The organism is Halorubrum xinjiangense, from assembly GCF_900102375.1.
Classification (GTDB): Archaea; Halobacteriota; Halobacteria; order Halobacteriales; family Haloferacaceae; genus Halorubrum; species Halorubrum xinjiangense.
The window spans coordinates 200502-217415 of the sequence record NZ_FNBO01000001.1 but is presented as its reverse complement, the minus strand read 5'-3'; the positions used below and the strand labels follow the sequence as shown (position 1 = coordinate 217415).

The following is a 16914-nucleotide window of genomic DNA, read 5'->3' as shown; positions in this document are numbered from 1 at the left end:
GTGCTGTTCCGCTGCGTCGGGTGGCTCACCCGATCAGTCCGCGGCCTGGGCGTCGGCGCCCGCGGAGGGCTCCGGCGCTTGAGTGTCGCCGAGGATGGCGCGGCTGCGGAGCAGGATGAAGCCGAAGCCGACCTTGGCGGTCACGTCGAGAACCATGAACAGCAGGGTCTCGATGCCGAGGCCGACGACGCCGGCGCCTTCAGTGCCCACGATCCACAGGATCGGGTAGGCCGTCCAGAGGACGAGCACCAACGCGGTCAGCGTGTTGAACGTGCTCGCGACCTCGGGCCCGCGCTCCTTGGCCGCGGCGCGCAGGCTCGTGGCGAGGAAGTACAGCACGACGATCATACAGATCGTGCTGAACAGCCACCACGTGTACCGCGCGAGCGGCGTGTGCGAGAGCGCGCCGATGAGACCGGTGACGATCATCAGCGCGTCGACGCCGACGAGCGTTCCGATGCTCACACGGTCGACCTTCGCCAGCAGTGCGAGGTCGAGCAGCAGCAGCGGCGTGGTGAACAGCCAGTCCGCGTACCGCGCGTAGTAGATGTCGAGCATCTCGCTGCCGACCTGAACCTCCGTCAGGCCGATGCCGAAGAACATCGACAGGTACGCTGCCGACGCGATCCCTGGCACGAGGATCGTAATCGAGTAGTACTCACGGGCCTCCTTGTCGGTAACCCCCCATCCTTTGACGATGAAGTAGAAGGTCCCGATGAGCATTAGTAACGTGCCGATACCCAACCAAAGTGTCTCGGGGCGTCCGTCCCCGAGCAGGTCGTATCCCGCCTGTAGCGCTATCGGGTCCATACCCACATGACGATACTGTACATATGCTATTGAGACCGATGCCAACCCAGTTAGGTATCGACGTCGATCGGCGGTCCATCGCGGGGACCTCTCGGCGCCCCCGGCCGGTGTCGAATCACCCCTCGGGGGAAACGTAGTCGGCCCGAAAGTAATGAACCTGGGGCCCCAGTCGTTTCACATGGCAGACGACGACACCGAGGCGGAGGCAGAATCGACCACCGAAACCACTGCGGAAGTGGAGGCCGAAGCGGCCGCGACCGACGACGTCACCATCGACGTCGAGGCGATCGACGAGTACGAACGACGCATCGACGAGCTGTCGACCGCGGTCGAGGAGCGCGACGAGACCATCGAGGAGCTCAAGTCGGTCGTCGAGGAGCAGTCAGAGCAGATCGACAGGCTCGAGGGACAGTTCCTCGACCTCTCCGCCCGCGTCGCCGACGGTCGGAACCTCGGCGTCTGTCCGGAGTGTAACGGTCCCACCGAAAAGAAGGAGCGGCTGTTCCGGTCAGACACGATCGAGTGCACGCGCTGCGGCGAAGTAATCCACACGTACTGACTCCGGTGATCCACGCGTACTGACTCCGGTGATCCACGCGTACTGACTCCGGTGATCCACGCGTACTGACTCCGGTGATCCACCTGACCCGGCCCGTACCGCTCGGTTTCTCTTCGCACCGCGTCGCGAACGGGGATATAAAAGCCCGAATAATGACGACGAGGCCCTAACCCCGTAACGCCCGTATCCACACTCATGTCGACGTCGACGGTGAGTCCGGTGCGGCGGCTGCTCGGTGAACCGGAACGGACGGCCATCGGTGCGTCCCGCGCGGCGTTACTCCTGCTCGCGGTGGGGTTCGGCGCGCTGTCCGCGGCCGGCACCGACGTGTCGCTCCGGACCCAGATGATCGCGTATCTCGTGGGGATGGTCGCGCTGAATCTCCCGCACGGGGGGTACGAACACTTCTCGAACCTCCGGCGGCGGGGGCTCCCGTTCGGCGCGCGGTACGTGGTGTTGTACCTCGGCTTCGTCGCCGCGTTCGTGGCGCTGTTCGTCGTCGCGCCGCTGCCCGCGCTCGCGCTCGCGTTCGGGACGGCGGTCGCGAAGGGGGGGCACGGCGACCTCCGCGTGATGGACGCCCTGGTCGGGACGGACCACCTGCCGACCAAGCCACAGCGGGCGCTCGCCGCCCTGATACGCGGCGGAGCCGTGATGATCGTCCCCGCCGTCTTCTGGACGGAAACGTTCTACGGGTTCACCGGTATCATGCTGGGCGTCTTCGATGGTCAGCTGGCGGGGCCGGCCGCGTCGAATCCCGAGGCGTTCACCACGGCGCTCGGCGGGGCGTTCGGACTCGGCGTGGTTGCGCACCTCGGCGGCGGCCTCGCGACCAGCCTGCGCTCGACCGGCGGCGTCAGCCGGTCGTGGCTCCTCGACGCCGCGGAAACGCTGCTGCTCGTCGCGTACTTCGCGCTCGTGCCCGTGGTCGTCGCCATCGGGCTCTACTTCCCGCTGTGGTACTCGCTGCGCCAGTCGGCGCGGAGCATGGTCGTCGAACAGGAGCAACCCGACCGCACGGAAGGCGTCTCGCTCGTCGTCGCGTGGGGCGTCCTCGTCGTCGGCGCGCTGGTCACGGCGAGCGTCGCGACCGCCCTGTGGACCGTCGCGCCGAACCCGCTGGCCGGCGGCTCGCTGCTCTCCGGCGCCGTCGCCTTCTACACCATCTTCGTCTGCGTCATCGCCATGCCGCACGTCGTCGTCGGCGAGTGGCTCGACTTCGGGCGCGGGATCTGGTACGTTCCCTGACCGCGGCCGCGCTCCGGCCCGCGGCGCGCGCCTCGCAGAGCGGACTCCCCGCCCGCGGTCGACGAGATAACAAGCCCTAAAACCCGGCTCGTCGACCGATACGGTATGCCTCTGCGGTTCGCCCGGCGGCTCGGGCTCGCGGACGCGGTGACCGTGGCCAACGCCGCCGTCGGCTTCCTCGCCGTCGTCGCCGCGACGGTCGACGTCGCGCTCGCGGCCCGGCTCGTCCTCCTCGCCGCGGTCGCCGACGGGCTCGACGGCGTCGTCGCCCGCCACCGCGGGTCGACGCCCGCCGGCCCGTACCTCGACTCGCTGGCTGACGTCGCCTCCTTCGGCGTGGCGCCCGCCGCCCTCGTCGCCGCGGTCGTCCGCGACGGGCGCTCGTTCGCGACGGACCCCCTCCTCGTCGCCGCCGGCGTCGGCGCCGGCGGGCTGTTCGTCGCCGCCGCGGTCGCCCGGCTCGGGCTCTACACGGTCGACGAGGACGGAGCCCGCGAGACGGTCGGCGTCCCGACCACGCTGGCCGCGACGGTGCTCGCGGCCGCCGTCATCGCGGGCTACACCGCCCCGCTCCTCCTCGTCGCGGCGACGGCGGCGTTCGCGCTGCTCATGGGTTCGACGGTGACGTACCCCGACCTCCACGCGCAGGACGCGCTCGTGATGGGCGTCGTTCAGGCGGCGGTAATCGTCACCCCCGCCGGCCACATGGCGATGAGCGCGCTCCCGGCGTGGATCGGCGAGGGGTTCGCGTTCGCGCTGCTGTTCCTCTCGTGCGGCTACCTCCTCCTCGGTCCACGCTTCTACTGGGGCGACGGGATCCGGGCGCCGCCGGGCCTCCGGCGGTGAATCGAGAACGGACCGACGGACGGTCCCGCCGGTAGCGGGTGGACTTCGTCGGAACGCGGCAACGAAAAACGATCGGCGAACTCGCCCCGTCGGCGAGCCGCCTTACAGCAGGTCGTCGAACTCCTTGTACCGGGTGATCTCGACGCCGTCGTCGGTGACGACCGCGACGTTGATCCCGTTACCGGAGGCGAGGTCGCGCTCGACGGCGGACTGGATCGCCTTCGCGGCGATGGTTTTCGCCTCGTCGATGGTGACGTCGTCGTCGTACTCCTGTTCTAAGACCCCGAGCGCGTACTGCGACCCGGAGCCGGTGACGGTGTACTCCTCCTCGGTCGTGCCGCCGAGGGCGTCGATGGAGTAGATATGTGCGCCCTCGTCGTCGACGCCGCCCAGGATCGGCTGGACGACGAAGAACGCCCCGGAGCGGAGGAGGTTCCCCGTCAGGGTCGACAGCGCCTCCATCGACATGTCCTTGCCGCGGCGGGCCTCGTAGAGGCTCGTCTCGGCGCGGAGCGTCGAGATGAGGTTCTGGGCCGCCGAGACGGAGCCCGCGATGGTCAAGGCGCCGCGCGGGTGGATCTCCTCGACCTTCTGGACGTCCTTCGAGGAGACCATGCCGCCGAGGGAGGCGCGCATGTCGGTCGCCATCACGACGCCCTCGTCGGCCTTGATGCCAACGGTCGTGGTCCCGGTCTTCATCTCGCCGTCCTCCTCCGCCTTCGCGGCGCGGCGCTCGCTGTGTTCGAACTCGCCGAGCTCCGGTCCGAAGACGGGCTGGTCACGGCCCAGGTCGGCGGCCGGCCCGTCGGAGAGGTCGCCAGTCGGTGTTCGCATTACACATTCGTTGGCTCGGCGCGCTGATAAAGGCAACCCTTCGGGGGCCGCCGACCGGTTCCGACGGGCCTATCCGTCACCGGGTCGCGACCAGCAGACCGCGGCGGGGGACGGTACTCCTCGCGGGGCTGCGGTGTCGCGGGGCTGCGGTTGCTGACGACGCGGTGGCGGCGCGACCGGCGGACCGGCCGGCGGCGCGGTTGCTCGGAATAGGCTCGGCGTTCGGTCGGCTCCGCAAAACGAGCTACGACGGCCGCCCGATCACTCCTCGTCCGCGGCCTCGAACGCCTCGGTGGTGGTCTCGACGAGTCGGCCGACGGGGACGTTGATACCGAGCCGCCGGCGCGCGAAGACGGCCACTGGGAACAGCGAGATCCCGACGGCGACGGACGCTTGGTGCAGCCCGAAGAGGGCCGCGGTTCGGATGCGGTCGAACATTGGACTTCTGCCCGACCCGAACGCGGGGATATATAAATATCTTCCGTGGTCGCCGACGAGCAGCCCCCGACGCGGTCTTGCGGTTTTGGGTCATAAATTAACGATCCTGAAACTTCTCCGATCCCGCGCCGATCGACGCGTATCCCAGACCGGTTTGACCACGTTTATCGCCATAACTTATGAGAATCCTCGTCGCCTCGTGCGCCTCGCATCGACGGCTCTCGCGCGGCTCCGTCCCGCTGTCCCATCCCGCTGCTCCGCCCCGTCGGACCGCGTCGTGCCGGACCGAACGGGATTCGTGCCGGACCGAACGGGATTTAACGCCGTGCGCGCCTAACAGGTGGCGTGCAGAACGTCACCGACCGGATCCGGAACCCCTTCGGGATGCGTCCCGACTGCCCCTCGTTCGTCCCCGGCTACGGCGACGCCAACGCCGACTTCCACGTCGTCGGCGACTACCCCGGCGTCCACGGCGGGACCGCGGCGGGCGTCCCCTTCACCGGGGAGCCGTGGTCGCCTGCCTTCCTGTCGGCGCTCTCCGAGGCCGGACTGATCGCCCGGCTCGCCGACGGGGTCGCCCCCGACGGCGTCGCGCGCGACGGGGATCCGACCGCGGTCGATCCCGTCCGAACCGACCGGACGTTCCTCTCGTACCTCCACATGTGCGCGAGCGAGGGGGCGCCCGACGACGACGCCTACGACGACATGGAGCGCTTTTTCGACGCCGAACTCCGCGCCATCGCGGCACACGTGCTGCTCCCGGTCGGCGCGCGGGCGACAGAACACGTCCTCGAGACCTACACCGCGCGGGCCTGGAAGACCGAGATCGACATGGACGCGCTCCACGGCGAGGAGCTGCTCGGCGCCGGCTGGCTCGTCGTCCCGGTCAAACACCCAGCCGACTGGACCGACGGCGACGCCGACGACCTCGTCGACTCGCTCCGGGAGCTCCGGTCGACCGACTTCCGCCGCGAGAGCGACCTCGGCCGGTTCATCGCCGGCAGCGACCCGTATCTCGTCCGCTGACGCGGCGGCCGCTCGCCGCGCCAACGAACCGGTCGGTTTTCGGGCGGATGGACGTGCGTTTTCCCCGGCAAAGCGGACTCCCAATGCGCCGATCCGTCAGTAATCGGTCGGGTCTGCGGACGATCGTTTTCTACTCGGTCGCGAGGGTGTCATATTTGTCGCTACTGCCCGGATTTTATACCTGTCCTGCGGATCTCTACGCAGACGCCCGACCGATCGGGCGTCGGCCGCAGGACTGGTACTCCACGCGGCGACTTGGTCAGCTCCGGCCCTCACCGGCCGGTTTTTCCTCGCTACACAGCGCCGCGACGTACTTCCCCACGTGGTCGTCCATCCGCCGCTTGTAGCCGGCCCGCCGCGCCAGCCGGTCGAGCTCGCGGGAGACGTACGTTCCGTACTGGACCGCCTTCTTGTCCGCGGCGTGGACCGACGCCGGCACGCGCCCGGCCGCGACGCGCCGGAGCGCGACCTTCCGCTCGTCGCCGTCGACGAGCAGGTCGCCCGGGAGCGCCAGCGCGGCGGCGACGACCCGGTCGTCGAGCAGCGGCGTCGCAGGCTCGACGCCGGCGGCGCGCAGCGCGAGCACGTCCCGCTCCAGTTGGTCGGGCAGCGTGCGGACGGTCTCGGTCCGCGCCCCGCGGACGGTGTCGGCGTCGACGCGGGGGTCGTCTGCCGGGTCGACCACCTTGCTGTAGCCGCCGAACAGCTCGTCCGCGCCCTGCCCGACCGCGAGCCGGTCGAACCCGTCCGCGGCGGCGGCCTCCCCCGTCAGGTACAGTGGCACCGCGATGGCGACGTCCATCGGGTTCCGGCGACCGGTCGCGGCCGCGACCGCGCGGACGGCGCGCCTGAGGTCCTCGTGCGTGATCTCGACGACCCGTAGGTCGCGGTCCATCGCGCTCGCGGCGTCGCGCGCGGCGGCGACGTCGTGGCTCCCCTCGAAGCCGGCGACGTAACAGGGGGCCTCGGGAACGGCGGCCGCGACGAGCCCGGAGTCGACGCCGCCGGAGAAGGCGACCGCGAGGTCGCCGTCGGTTCCGACGACGTCTTCGTCCCCGTCGCCGCCCGCCGGCCGGGCCGAGGCCGCGAGGCCGTCGAGCGCCGCGCTCACCGCGTCGTCGACCGCCGCCAGCGCAGCCCCTCGGTCCGCGGTCGGCTCGGAGTCGGGGAGCCGCCAGATGCGTTCGGTCCCCGTCGTCGAGACGACGCTTCCGGCCGGGACCGACTCCGGATCGGCGAGCGCGTCGCGGTCGAAGGCCCACGCGTCGGGGGCCGTCGGCCGGCGGTCAGTCTCGGGGTCGAGCGCCGCGGACTCGACGAACAGGGGGTGTCGGCCGAGGACGTCGCGGACGAGGACCGGTCCGTCGCGGTTCGGCGAGTCGCGGTCCGACCCCTCGCTGTCCGGCGGGTCGGCCAGCAGGCCGGCGAAACCGCGCCCGCCGGGCAGGGGGTCGGCGTCGCGGAGCGCGGCGCGGACGCGGTTCGCGGAGGCACCGCGCAGGTCGGTGGCTGGCGCGTTCGTCATGCGGTCACCGGAGGACGTCGAGCGCGCGGAGCGCGCGGCGCTTGGCGCCGCCGCCGAACTGGCGGAGCGAGATCCGCCACGGGGTGCGCTTGCCGACGACGCTCGTCCGGCCGTCGGCGATGCCGTCGAGGATCGCGGCCGCGGAGCGCTCGTCGGCGCCCACCTCCGTCACCGCCTGCCCGACCATCTCGGAGATGTGGGCGTCGCTGCCGGCGGTCATCGGGAGGCCGTTGCGGACGGCGAACTTCTCGGCCTGTCGGTTCGAGCGCCCGGTGAACAGCCGGGAGTTGTACACCTCGATGGCGTCGGCGCTCGCCAGCTGCTCGTCGGTGATGTGGGCGGCGACGCCGTGGCGGGACTTCTGGAAGGGGTGGGGGACGACCGCGATCCCGCCCTGGTCGCGGATGCGGTCGAGCGTCTCGTCGAAGGGGAGGCCGCTCTCGACGCGCTCCTCGATGCCGAACGCGAGGACGTGGCCGACCGCCGAGGTCACCTCCATGCCGACGATGCCGACGAGGCCGTAGTCGGCGGCCTTCTCGGCCGCCTCGATGCTGGCGTCGATCTCGTCGTGGTCGGTGACGGCGAGCGCGTCGAGCCCGACCGCGGCCGCCTGCTCCAAGAGGAGCTCGACCGGGTCGCGCCCGTCGTACGACAGCGCGGAGTGCGCGTGTAGCTCGACCGATAGCACGTCCTTCGATTCGAGCGTGGTCATAAAAAGCGCCCCGGTCCGCGCCGCTCCCCGCCGATTCGCGGTGATTCGCGGCGATTCGCGGTGACTCTCGGCGGCTGAACCCCGCCTCTGAAACGTGGTATTTAACCCAACTGCGGTGGCGCGTGCCGATGAGCGCCCGGAGGGCGCGAATCGCACGCGCGAGGTCGCCGGCGCGACGCGCCGGCTGCCAGAGGGACCTCTGGTCCCTCGCTGGAGTCGGCCGACCGGAGGGAGGCCGACGAGGTTGGGGAGGGGTGAGGTGCGGTGTTGTGCGGTACGGGGTGGGACTCAAACGGGCAGCCGCGAGGGCGGCGCAGGCGATGTAAGCACTGGAAGGAGCGAGCGACGCGAGCGACTGAAGCGCGTGGTCCGAGAGAGCAAAGCTCTCTCGTCATCCCGAAAATCAAAGATTTTCGGGCGACAGCGAGCGTGCGCCGCCCTCGCGGCTGAGGCTTTGGAAGCGGTCACCGCGGAATAGTCGATCACGTATCGCCGAGCGGCTGGGGCTTTGGAGGTGTTTGCCGCCGATCCGCAGTTAATCATTTATAAACGAGAATCCGAGAAATTAGAGATATTCACCGCCGATCCGCCGACAGCTATTTATAAATAAACGACAGAATCGACGACCTCGAAAAAGTACGCCTCGGGCACTGATTAGAACGCGCTCTCGCCCACCGTCTTCCGGTAGGTCGCCCTGCCGGTGTGCGCCGAGTCGTCCCACGACTCCACGTCGACGACGATCCGCGTGTTGACCGCGTCGTCCGGCGCGTCCGCGATCCGCAGCGTCGAGTCGCCGATGCGGGCGACGTGGGCGCCGCCCTCCTCGCCGGTCACCATCACTTCGAGGACGTCGCCGGCGGCGTAGTCCGGCGTCGACCCGCGGAACGACCAGCCGGCGAGGAACTTGTCGAAGACGCTCACGCGCGCGACACCTCCTCGGAGACGCGGTCGGGAATGTACTCCCGCCCGAAGCCGGTGATCGCGGCGAGGACGAAGATGGCCACGAGGAACCAGCCGTGGAAGACGTACGGCACGACCTCGATCGGGTTGACGACCATCTCCGAGCCGTACTGGGCGCCGAGACCGTTGGGACCGACCATCACCTGGTACCCCACCAGCACGCCGCCCGCCCACGGGAAGATGTAGCCGAGCGCGGAGGTGTTGGCGTCTAAGATGTTCGCGCGCCGGTAGCCGTTGATGTTGAACTTCTCGCCGATGCGGGCGACGTACGGGGCGATCGCGATCTCGGCCGCGGTGTTTATCGTGATCATCCCGTTGATCGTCGCGGTGCCGAGGACCATCGTCAGCTCCGCGCGGCGGACGGTCGTCGCGACGCGGTCGAGGAGGAACGTCTGGATCGCCTCGAAGCCGCCGCCGCGGATCATGATCTGCGCCATGGCGACGATGAGCAGCGTGAGGACGATGAGCGGGAAGAAGCCGACCGCGCCGGCGTAGAGGCTCCCGCCGACGCCGGCGGTCTCACCGACCTCCACGACCGGCAGCCCGGAGAGCGCGCCGGCCTCGGTGACGGTGAAGACGACGATGTCGCTCGCGCTCGAGAGTCCGAACAGGAGGTTGAAGCCGACCGCGACGAGGAGCCCCCACGAGATCGCCTCGACGATGTGGCGGCCGGCGACCGCCGTGACGATGACGATGCCCATCGAGAGCAGGTGGACCAAGCCGAGCGCATTCGCGGACTCGCGGAGCGCGACGGCGCCCTCGAGCTCCACGCCGGACATGACGGAGCCGGCGATCAGGTACGCGGCGAACGCCGGGACCGCCGCCACGATGGCGTACTTGAACCGCGAGGCGACGACGCCGCCGATGTCGGCGTCCTGGGTCACCGCGCTCACGATCGTCGTGTCGCTCACGGGCGCGAGGTTGTCGCCGAAGACGGCGCCCGACAGGATGGCGGCGAAAAGCAGCACCGGGTTCGCGCCGATGAGGACGCCGGCCGGGAAAAACAGGGTGACGAACGCGACGGTCGCGCCGTACCCCGTGCCGATGCCGGTCGCGAGGAGACCACAGAGCACGAACGCGGCCGCCGGGAACGTCGCAGCGCCGACGTTCAGCGCGTCGGCCGCGAAGATGAGCCCCTCGACGAACCCGCCGACCTGAAGGGTCTGGGCGAACATCCCGGCCCACAGTCACGCGACGATTGCGGTCGCGGCCACGCGCTGGGTCATCCCCTCGAAGATGGTGTCGGCGTACGCCTTCCAGTCCCCGCGCACGAGGAACATCCCGAGGGTCGTCCCGATCAGCGCGCCCACGACGAGCCCGTTCGTGTCACCGATCCCGAGGACGCCGCTCTGGAGGATCGCCCAGCCGATGAAGAAGGCGAGCGGGACCGTGCTTGCCCACTTCCCGCCGCGGAACTCGATCCGCTGGCCGTCGCTGTCCTGCTCGCCGACGCCGAACTCGCTTCCGTCGGGAGGCTCCCCGCCATCGGTCGCCGGCGGACCCCCGTCTGCCGTGTCGGTCATCGATCGTTCACAAACCTCCCGATACCGACGACCCACCTAAATCCTCCCTTCTGTGGAGAACTCGCGCGGAACGAAATCCGCAACCAAGCGGAACGAAACCCCGGACGACGCGGAACGAACCAAGCGGGCCGAGCGCGAGGACGGTCTCGCCGCTCCGACCCACAAGAACACGCTTAAGAACCCCGACGGCGACCTCGCATACGGGAACAGCACAGCTGCAGATCCGACTCGCCGGGGCCCTTTCGCCCGCGGCTTGGGAATGTAGCAGTGCGCCGACGCCTCCGGCGTCGCGGTCGGTCGGCTCGCTCGCGCGGGCCGCCCGGTCGGACACGCTCGGTCCGCGAGCGATCCGTAGCCGCGTCGCGCGGAGTCGCGGTCACGTTGCGGTTGTGCCGTTCCAACCAGACAGACAATGGCACGAATGCACACGCGCCGTCGCGGTTCGTCCGGTTCGGACAAGCCGGCGACGGACGAGACCCCGGAGTGGAGCGACGTCGACGCGGAGGACATCGAGTCCCGCGTCGTCGAACTGGCGGAGCAGGGCCACGACCCCAGCGTCATCGGCCTCAAGCTGCGCGACGAGGGCGTCAAGGGCGTCCCGGTCCCCGACGTGAAGCTGGCGACCGGCAAGAAGGTCACCGAAATCTTAGCGGAACACGACGCCGACGCCGACATCCCCGAAGACCTCCGCAACCTCATGTCGCAGGCGATCGGCCTGCGCGAGCACATGGAGGAGAACGGGCAGGACTACCAGAACAAGCGCGCGCTCCAGAACACGGAGTCGAAGATCCGCCGCCTCGCGAACTACTACCGCGGCGACGAGATCGACGAGGAGTTCACGTACACCTACGAGAACGCCGTCGAGTACCTCGAGGAGTAACGCGGCCCCGACGCGTCGACAGCGGCCCACGAGACCTAATCCATGACCGAAGCGACGTCCGCCACGCTCACCCCTGACGCGCTCGCCGGCGTCCTCGCAGACGCGCCGTTCGTCCGGCTCGTCGCGACCGACGACGGCGACGCGCTGGCAGCCGCGGGGCTGCTCGCGCGAGCGCTCCGAGCGACGGACACGCCGTTCCAGGCGCGCGTCGACCCCGACCCGGTCCCCGACGACGTCGACGACGGCGTCGCGGTGGCCGTCGGCGTCGACCGCGGCCCGCACGCGATCCCCGGAACGGGACGGCCCGCCAGCACGGCGGCCTTCGCGGTCGCCCGCGCGCTCGGCGTCGAACCCGACCCCGTGGTCGCGCTCGCGGGCGTCGTCGCGGCCGGGTCGATACCCGGCGCCGACGGCTCCGGCGACGCGCTCGACGCCGCGGAGCGCGCCGGGCGCGTCGAGCGGCGCCCCGGCGTCGCGCTTCCGGTCTCGGGCGGAAACGTGGACGGCGAGGAGACCGACGCGCCCTCGCGCGCCGAGGCCCTCGCGGCCTCGACGCTCGCGGTAACGCGGTACTCCGGCGACCCCGAGGCGGCGCGCGACGCGCTCGCCCCGCTGGGGCTCCCGGTCGACCCCGACACCGACGGCCGCCGGCGCTTCGCGTCGCTGGTCGCGGTCGACGCGGTCGACGGCGACGACGCGAGCGAGCGCGCGGCCTCGGCGGTCGAGCGCGCGCTCCGCCCGTACGCGACCGACGGCCCGTTCGAGACGGTCGGCGGCTACGCCGACGTGCTCGACGCGCTCGCCCGGGAGGCGCCCGGAACGGGGATCGCGCTCGCCCTCGCGAGCGACCCCGACGCGTCGCTCCGAGCGGCCGCGCTCGACGCGTGGCGCCGCCACGGACTGGCGGCCCACCGCGCGCTCGACGCCGCGACGGTCGGCCGGTACGACGGCTGCGTCGTCGCCCGCGTCGACGCCTCGCCGGCGGTCCTGCCGACGGTCGCCCGGCTCGTCCGGGACTTCCGGTCGCCGGAGCCCGTCGCGGTCGCGCTCGACGAGGGCGCTGGCCGGCTCGCGGCCAGTTCGACCGGCGGGGGCCGCGCAGCGGACGACGCGGCCACCGGCCCGATCGGCCTCGGCGACGCCTGCCGGACCGCCGCCGGCGAGGTCGGCGGCGACGGCTGGGGGACCCCCGCACGCGGCGGGATATCGACCGAGGACTCCGACATCACAGCGGCGCTGGCCGCACTCAGGGAGGCGATCTGAGATGGCGGAGGGCGCCCCCGAATCGACCGGAGACAACGCCGACCGGACCGCGACGGTCCGGACGACGCACGCCGACGCCGCGACGGTCGCGGCCGCGCTCGGGCCGGACGAGACCGACTCGATGCGCACGCGCGTCGACGGCGACGTCGTCGCCTGTACCGTCGCGCGCCCGACGACCGGCGGGCTCCAGTCGACGCTGGACGACCACCTCGTGAACCTGCGCGTCGCCGACCGCGTCGTCGAACGCGCACGCGACCACGCCGCCGCGGACGCGTCGCGGACCACCGCCGCGGACGCCGACGCCGCTGCCGTCGCACACGCCGACTCCATCGACACCTTCGACTCCGGAGACGAACCGCAGACGACCGACACCGACACATAACCCGACACATGAGCGAACGATCCGTATCCAAGAGCAGAGAACAGAAGCGCTGGTACAACGTGCTGGCGCCCGAACAGTTCGACCGACAGGAGCTCGGCGAGACCCTCGCCGAGGAGCCTCAGCAGGTCGTCGGCCGCACGATCACGACGACGCTCGACCAGCTGACGGGCGACTCCAACGCGAACAACACGAAGCTGACCTTCAAGATCACCGACGTCGGCAGCGACTCGGCGTACACCGAGTTCATCAAGTACGAGCTGACGCGCGACTACCTGCGCTCGCTCGTCCGCCGCGGCGCCTCGAAGGTCGAGGCGTCGATCACGGTGCTGACGACGGACGACTACCGCGTCCGCGTCCAGCCCGTCGCGCTGACGACGAAGAAGGCGGACCGCTCCCAGGAGAAGGCGATCCGCCGCGTGATGATCGACAAGGTCCACGCCGCGGCCGAGGAGCGCACCTTCGAGGCGTTCGTCGACGCGATCGTCGACGGGAACCTCTCGTCGGCCATCTACGGCGACGCCAAGGAGATCTACCCGCTGCGCCGCGTCGAGGTCCAGAAGCTGACCCTCGAAGCGCGCCCGAGCGAGGTCGCCGCCGAGGAGGAGGCGTCCGTCGACGTCGACGCCGACGAAGTCGCGGTCGACGCCGACGAGTAACGACTCGGCCGACCGACGCGACCCGTTTTGCGTTTATCGACCGTTTAGCGGCCGCACTGCGCACGCAGGTCACCGCCAGTGAGAGCGTGGTGTGGTGATTCTATTTATAAACACAATTCCTGCGCCTGTGGGGAATGCGGTGGCGCGCGCCTCCGAGCAGCCGTTTTTAAACGGCCGCGAGGAGCGCGTGCGAGGGAGTCGGCCGCCCGGAGCGAAGCGGAGGGCGGCCGACGAGGCTGGGGAGGCGTGAGGCTGCGGTGCTGTGCGGGGCGGGACTCAAAGGGGCAGTCGCGAGGGCGGCGTAGGCGTTCACGAGAGCGGAGCTCTCGTGAGCCAATCAGAACGCTTCGCGTTCTGATGACGACGCAAGCACCGCAGGGAGCGAACGGAGTGAGCGACCAAGGAGCGTGGTTCGAGAGAGCGAAGCTCTCTCGTCATCCCGAAAATCGAAGATTTTCGGGCGACAGCGAGCGTACGCCGCCCTCGCGGCTGGGGCTTTGGAAGTGTCCACCGCTGTCCGGCTGTCAGCCATTTATAAGCGAGCGGCTGGGGCTTTGGCGGTGTCTGCCGCCGGTTCGTTAACAACCATTTATAAGTGGGCGATCGCGGATCCGGCGGAGTTCATCGCCGCTCCGCGAACAACGACCTATAAATCGTCCACTCACTCCACCTCTCGCGTCAGCTGTTTCCGGTACGGCTCGAACCCCTGCTTCTCGTAGAACGCTATCGCGCGCTCGTTGTCGACGTCCACGTCGAGCCGAAGCTCGCCGCAGTCCTGTTCGCGCGCGTCAACCTCCGCCCGCTCCATCAACCGGTCCGCCAACCCGGTTCCGCGGTACGACTCGGCCACGTAGACGTCGCCGACCACGAGTCGGTCCGGGCGGTCGAACACCTCAGGACACGCGTCGACGCTCGTCGAAACGAACGCGACGAGGTCGCGGTCGGGGTCGGGAACGCCGACGGGCGCGGGATCTTCGGGGTCGAGGATCGCGGTATCGACCTCGCCCGGATCGGCCCCCGAATCGACCGCGACGACCCACGTGCGGTTGTCCGTCTCTTCGAGCCGGTCGAGCCGGAACGCGGCCTCCGCGGCGATCAGCTCCTCGTCGGGCCGGTCGGCGAGCGCGTGGCCGTCCGCCGCGGCCGCGAGGTCGCAGTGGTACGGGAGCCACAGTTCCCTCGCGTATCGCTCCGCGGCCGGTTCCGTCGCGGGCAACCGTCGGATCTCCATACGGCGGCCAGCGGAGCGGGCAGCATACGCTTTCGGGTCGCGTGCGACCCGTCCGCATCCGGTGATATTCGGGAGACGAAAGCTTGAAACGCCGCTCGCCCGACCTCACGGGTATGGAACTGCGGGTCATCGAGAAGACCGACACGGAACTCCACATCGAGATTGCGGGCGAGGACCACACGTTCATGAACGTGCTGAAGGGCGCCCTGCTGGAGTCGGACGACGTCGCGGCCGCGACCTACGACATGAACCCCGAGCAGTCCGGGGGCCAGACCGAGCCCGTCCTCACCGTCAAGGCCGCGGAGGGCGACCCGCTCGACGTGCTCGCGGACGCCGCCGGGTCGATCACCGAGCGCACCGACGCGCTGCGCGACGCGGTCCGCGCGGCCTGACTGCGGTTCGCACGGCCTGACTGCGATCCGTACGGTCCGACTGCTCTAACTCCCTTCTCCGCCCGGTTCTCTCCGATACCTCCGCCGCTTGGGCCTCGCTCCAGCGCGCGCCACGAGGGGCATACCTAAGTGCCGACTCCCGAAACGGGGGTGTATGCCGCCGAGCGTACTCATGCTGGGGTGGGGGTACCCGCCGAACATCACCGGCGGGCTCGACGTCCACGTTGGGGAACTGTTCACCGGGCTGCGCGACGACCTCGGCGTCGACGCCACGCTGGTGTTGCCCGCCGAGTTCGCGCCCGACGACGAGCCGGGGCTCGAACCCGTCGAGACCGGCGACGGCGACGTCGCGGCGCGCGTCGGGCAGCTCTCCGACCGCTTCGCCGAGCTCGCGCCCGACCACGACGTGATCCACACCCACGACTGGTTCGGGTACGGGCCCGGCCGCGCCGCCGCCCGCGAGTCCGACGCCACCTGGATCTCCTCGTTCCACTCGCTGGCGAGCGACCGCAACATCGACCCGCCGAGCCGCGAGGTCGAGACCGAGCGCCGGCTCGCGAACGCCGCCGACACGAACATCGCGGTCAGCGAGATCGTCCGCGAGGACATCCGAGAGCTGTACGACGCGGACTCGCGGGTCGTGTACAACGGCTTCTCGACGCCGCAGTTCTCCGGGAAGGACGTGCGCGACGACCTCGGTATCGACGGCGAGATGCTGTTCTTCGTCGGCCGTCACACGGACCAGAAAGGGATCTCTCATCTCCTGTACGCGACCAAGAAGCTCCGCGGCCGCGACGTGACCCTCGTCGTCGGCGGGTCGGGCCACCAGACCGAGCAGCTGAAGCGGTTCGCCGAGCTGCTCGGCATCGAGGACCGCGTCGAGTTCGTTGGCTACGTCCCGGAGGCGGAGCTGGGCGACTACTACGCCGCCTCGGACGCGTTCGTCTCGCCCTCCTACGCGGAGCCGTTCGGGATCACGATCACGGAGGCGCTGGAGGCGGGGACGCAGGTCGTCGCGACCCCCTCCGGCGTCGCCGAGGTGCTCCCCGACGGCTGCCTCGTCGAGGTCGAGACGGACTCGGAGTCGATCGTCGACGGGCTCATCGAGGCGCTCGACCGCGAGGAGCCGCCGGCGTACGAGCGTCGCGAGTGGAGCGACGTCGCCGAGGACACGCTCGCCGTGTACGAAGACGTCGCCTGACCGCCGATATCCCGCTTCCCCCTCCGCGACGCCCCCGGCTCAGTCCCTCCCGCCCCGGAACACGTCGAACTCGGTCACCGGCTGCGGGTGCGTGACCCGGAATCCGTCAGCCGTCTCCATCACGCCGCGCGTGCTGCCGGTCGCGCCGCCGTACGGGCTCTCTTCGCCGCCCGCGCCGGCCCCCTGATACGGCGAGGTGTACGGCGACCCGCCGACCGGGTCGTCGAACCCCTCCGGCGGCAGGTAGATCCGCTCGCCGTCGTCCGACCGCACGACGACGGCGACGTCCCTCGTGCCCGTCACGTCGATGACCGTGCGGTCCTCGGTGATCCGCGCGTCGACGTCGATGTCGGTGTCGTCCATGTGGGCCCGTGCGACCGGGAGCGGTTTAGCTGTGCCGACGGCGCGTCGGGGGTCGTGGAGACCCC

At 70.2% G+C, this 16914-nt stretch carries 18 protein-coding genes and 1 pseudogene; 10 read left to right on the top strand and 9 right to left on the bottom strand.

The window, feature by feature from the left end:
* Window positions 1–33: 33 nt before the first annotated feature.
* Window positions 34–810, bottom strand: a complete 777-nt coding sequence (locus tag F3H13_RS01020; protein WP_149797213.1) for a bacteriorhodopsin — start codon at window positions 808–810, stop codon at window positions 34–36.
* A 178-nt stretch (window positions 811–988) separates the two neighbouring features.
* Here F3H13_RS01020 and F3H13_RS01015 point away from each other — a divergent pair, with 178 nt between their 5' ends.
* From F3H13_RS01015 to F3H13_RS01005, 3 genes are all read left to right on the top strand, one after another.
* A complete protein-coding gene (locus tag F3H13_RS01015) occupies window positions 989–1369 on the top strand; it encodes a SlyX family protein (protein ID WP_149797212.1) in 381 nt (126 codons plus the stop codon).
* Between the two features lie 195 nt (window positions 1370–1564).
* The gene (locus F3H13_RS01010) at window positions 1565–2617 is read left to right on the top strand and encodes a Brp/Blh family beta-carotene 15,15'-dioxygenase (RefSeq protein WP_149797211.1); all 1053 of its coding nucleotides are present in this window, start codon (window positions 1565–1567) and stop codon (window positions 2615–2617) included.
* A gap of 105 nt (window positions 2618–2722) precedes the next feature.
* Window positions 2723–3463: a protein sorting system archaetidylserine synthase gene (locus F3H13_RS01005; RefSeq protein ID WP_149797210.1), complete on the top strand. Its 741-nt coding sequence runs from the start codon at window positions 2723–2725 to the stop codon at window positions 3461–3463.
* Between the two features lie 102 nt (window positions 3464–3565).
* Here the strand turns inward: F3H13_RS01005 and psmB are convergent, their stop codons facing one another.
* On the bottom strand, window positions 3566–4297 hold the full coding sequence (gene psmB, locus F3H13_RS01000; RefSeq protein WP_149797209.1) for an archaeal proteasome endopeptidase complex subunit beta: 732 nt from the start codon (window positions 4295–4297) through the stop codon (window positions 3566–3568).
* 261 nt (window positions 4298–4558) lie between these two features.
* Complete coding sequence (locus F3H13_RS16035) at window positions 4559–4735, bottom strand: hypothetical protein (RefSeq protein ID WP_188127967.1); 177 nt, start codon at window positions 4733–4735, stop codon at window positions 4559–4561.
* 345 nt (window positions 4736–5080) lie between these two features.
* On the opposite strand from F3H13_RS16035, the gene F3H13_RS00995 reads away from it, so the two are divergent.
* A complete protein-coding gene (locus F3H13_RS00995) occupies window positions 5081–5761 on the top strand; it encodes a uracil-DNA glycosylase family protein (RefSeq protein ID WP_149797208.1) in 681 nt (226 codons plus the stop codon).
* 259 nt (window positions 5762–6020) lie between these two features.
* Here the strand turns inward: F3H13_RS00995 and F3H13_RS00990 are convergent, their stop codons facing one another.
* The 4 genes and pseudogenes from F3H13_RS00990 to F3H13_RS00975 all read right to left on the bottom strand — a co-directional run bounded on the left by F3H13_RS00990 (window position 6021) and on the right by F3H13_RS00975 (window position 10481).
* Window positions 6021–7286 (bottom strand): asparagine synthase C-terminal domain-containing protein, encoded by a 1266-nt coding sequence (locus F3H13_RS00990; protein WP_149797207.1) that lies wholly within the window; start codon window positions 7284–7286, stop codon window positions 6021–6023.
* Between the two features lie 4 nt (window positions 7287–7290).
* The gene (locus F3H13_RS00985) at window positions 7291–7974 is read right to left on the bottom strand and encodes a PHP domain-containing protein (RefSeq protein ID WP_149797524.1); all 684 of its coding nucleotides are present in this window, start codon (window positions 7972–7974) and stop codon (window positions 7291–7293) included.
* A 678-nt stretch (window positions 7975–8652) separates the two neighbouring features.
* Entirely contained in the window at window positions 8653–8919 is a 267-nt protein-coding gene (locus tag F3H13_RS00980; RefSeq protein WP_149797206.1) for a DUF7513 family protein, read from the bottom strand.
* A pseudogene (locus F3H13_RS00975) lies at window positions 8916–10481 on the bottom strand (Na+/H+ antiporter NhaC family protein). The gene F3H13_RS00980 and the pseudogene F3H13_RS00975 overlap by 4 nt, the downstream one beginning before the upstream one ends.
* Window positions 10482–10893: 412 nt before the next feature.
* Between F3H13_RS00975 and F3H13_RS00970 the strand changes: the two are divergent.
* From F3H13_RS00970 to F3H13_RS00955, 4 genes are read left to right on the top strand one after another with little or no spacing between them, the layout of a single operon-like run.
* Window positions 10894–11361, top strand: coding sequence for a 30S ribosomal protein S15 (locus F3H13_RS00970; RefSeq protein WP_149797205.1), 468 nt, complete (start codon window positions 10894–10896; stop codon window positions 11359–11361).
* Window positions 11362–11403: 42 nt separating this feature from the next.
* Window positions 11404–12624 carry an exonuclease RecJ gene (locus tag F3H13_RS00965; protein ID WP_149797204.1) on the top strand — a complete coding sequence of 407 codons (1221 nt, stop codon included), beginning with the start codon at window positions 11404–11406 and terminating at the stop codon, window positions 12622–12624.
* Between the two features lies 1 nt (window position 12625).
* Window positions 12626–13006, top strand: coding sequence for a KEOPS complex subunit Pcc1 (locus tag F3H13_RS00960; protein WP_149797203.1), 381 nt, complete (start codon window positions 12626–12628; stop codon window positions 13004–13006).
* A gap of 8 nt (window positions 13007–13014) precedes the next feature.
* The gene (locus tag F3H13_RS00955; RefSeq protein ID WP_149797202.1) at window positions 13015–13662 is read left to right on the top strand and encodes a 30S ribosomal protein S3ae; all 648 of its coding nucleotides are present in this window, start codon (window positions 13015–13017) and stop codon (window positions 13660–13662) included.
* Between the two features lie 661 nt (window positions 13663–14323).
* Here the strand turns inward: F3H13_RS00955 and F3H13_RS00945 are convergent.
* The gene (locus tag F3H13_RS00945; RefSeq protein ID WP_149797200.1) at window positions 14324–14893 is read right to left on the bottom strand and encodes a GNAT family N-acetyltransferase; all 570 of its coding nucleotides are present in this window, start codon (window positions 14891–14893) and stop codon (window positions 14324–14326) included.
* Window positions 14894–15006: 113 nt separating this feature from the next.
* Between F3H13_RS00945 and F3H13_RS00940 the strand changes: the two genes are divergently transcribed.
* Together F3H13_RS00940 and F3H13_RS00935 are read left to right on the top strand one after the other, a co-directional pair.
* Window positions 15007–15285, top strand: coding sequence for a DNA-directed RNA polymerase subunit L (locus F3H13_RS00940; protein ID WP_149797199.1), 279 nt, complete (start codon window positions 15007–15009; stop codon window positions 15283–15285).
* 172 nt (window positions 15286–15457) lie between these two features.
* Entirely contained in the window at window positions 15458–16486 is a 1029-nt protein-coding gene (locus tag F3H13_RS00935; RefSeq protein WP_149797523.1) for a glycosyltransferase family 4 protein, read from the top strand.
* A gap of 39 nt (window positions 16487–16525) precedes the next feature.
* On the opposite strand, the gene F3H13_RS00930 is transcribed toward F3H13_RS00935, so the two are convergent.
* Window positions 16526–16849 carry a DUF7510 family protein gene (locus F3H13_RS00930; protein WP_149797198.1) on the bottom strand — a complete coding sequence of 108 codons (324 nt, stop codon included), beginning with the start codon at window positions 16847–16849 and terminating at the stop codon, window positions 16526–16528.
* Between the last annotated feature and the right edge of the window lie 65 nt (window positions 16850–16914).

Coding starts and splice junctions, on each gene's coding strand:
- F3H13_RS16035 (WP_188127967.1), bottom strand. CDS start 4,735: ATGTTCGACCGCATCCGAACCGCGGCCCTCTTCGGGCTGCACCAAGCG.
- F3H13_RS00970 (WP_149797205.1), top strand. CDS start 10,894: ATGGCACGAATGCACACGCGCCGTCGCGGTTCGTCCGGTTCGGACAAG.
- psmB (WP_149797209.1), bottom strand. CDS start 4,297: ATGCGAACACCGACTGGCGACCTCTCCGACGGGCCGGCCGCCGACCTG.
- F3H13_RS00935 (WP_149797523.1), top strand. CDS start 15,458: ATGCTGGGGTGGGGGTACCCGCCGAACATCACCGGCGGGCTCGACGTC.
- F3H13_RS01010 (WP_149797211.1), top strand. CDS start 1,565: ATGTCGACGTCGACGGTGAGTCCGGTGCGGCGGCTGCTCGGTGAACCG.
- F3H13_RS01020 (WP_149797213.1), bottom strand. CDS start 810: ATGGACCCGATAGCGCTACAGGCGGGATACGACCTGCTCGGGGACGGA.
- F3H13_RS01015 (WP_149797212.1), top strand. CDS start 989: ATGGCAGACGACGACACCGAGGCGGAGGCAGAATCGACCACCGAAACC.
- F3H13_RS00955 (WP_149797202.1), top strand. CDS start 13,015: ATGAGCGAACGATCCGTATCCAAGAGCAGAGAACAGAAGCGCTGGTAC.
- F3H13_RS01005 (WP_149797210.1), top strand. CDS start 2,723: ATGCCTCTGCGGTTCGCCCGGCGGCTCGGGCTCGCGGACGCGGTGACC.
- F3H13_RS00965 (WP_149797204.1), top strand. CDS start 11,404: ATGACCGAAGCGACGTCCGCCACGCTCACCCCTGACGCGCTCGCCGGC.
- F3H13_RS00930 (WP_149797198.1), bottom strand. CDS start 16,849: ATGGACGACACCGACATCGACGTCGACGCGCGGATCACCGAGGACCGC.
- F3H13_RS00960 (WP_149797203.1), top strand. CDS start 12,626: ATGGCGGAGGGCGCCCCCGAATCGACCGGAGACAACGCCGACCGGACC.
- F3H13_RS00945 (WP_149797200.1), bottom strand. CDS start 14,893: ATGGAGATCCGACGGTTGCCCGCGACGGAACCGGCCGCGGAGCGATAC.
- F3H13_RS00990 (WP_149797207.1), bottom strand. CDS start 7,286: ATGACGAACGCGCCAGCCACCGACCTGCGCGGTGCCTCCGCGAACCGC.
- F3H13_RS00940 (WP_149797199.1), top strand. CDS start 15,007: ATGGAACTGCGGGTCATCGAGAAGACCGACACGGAACTCCACATCGAG.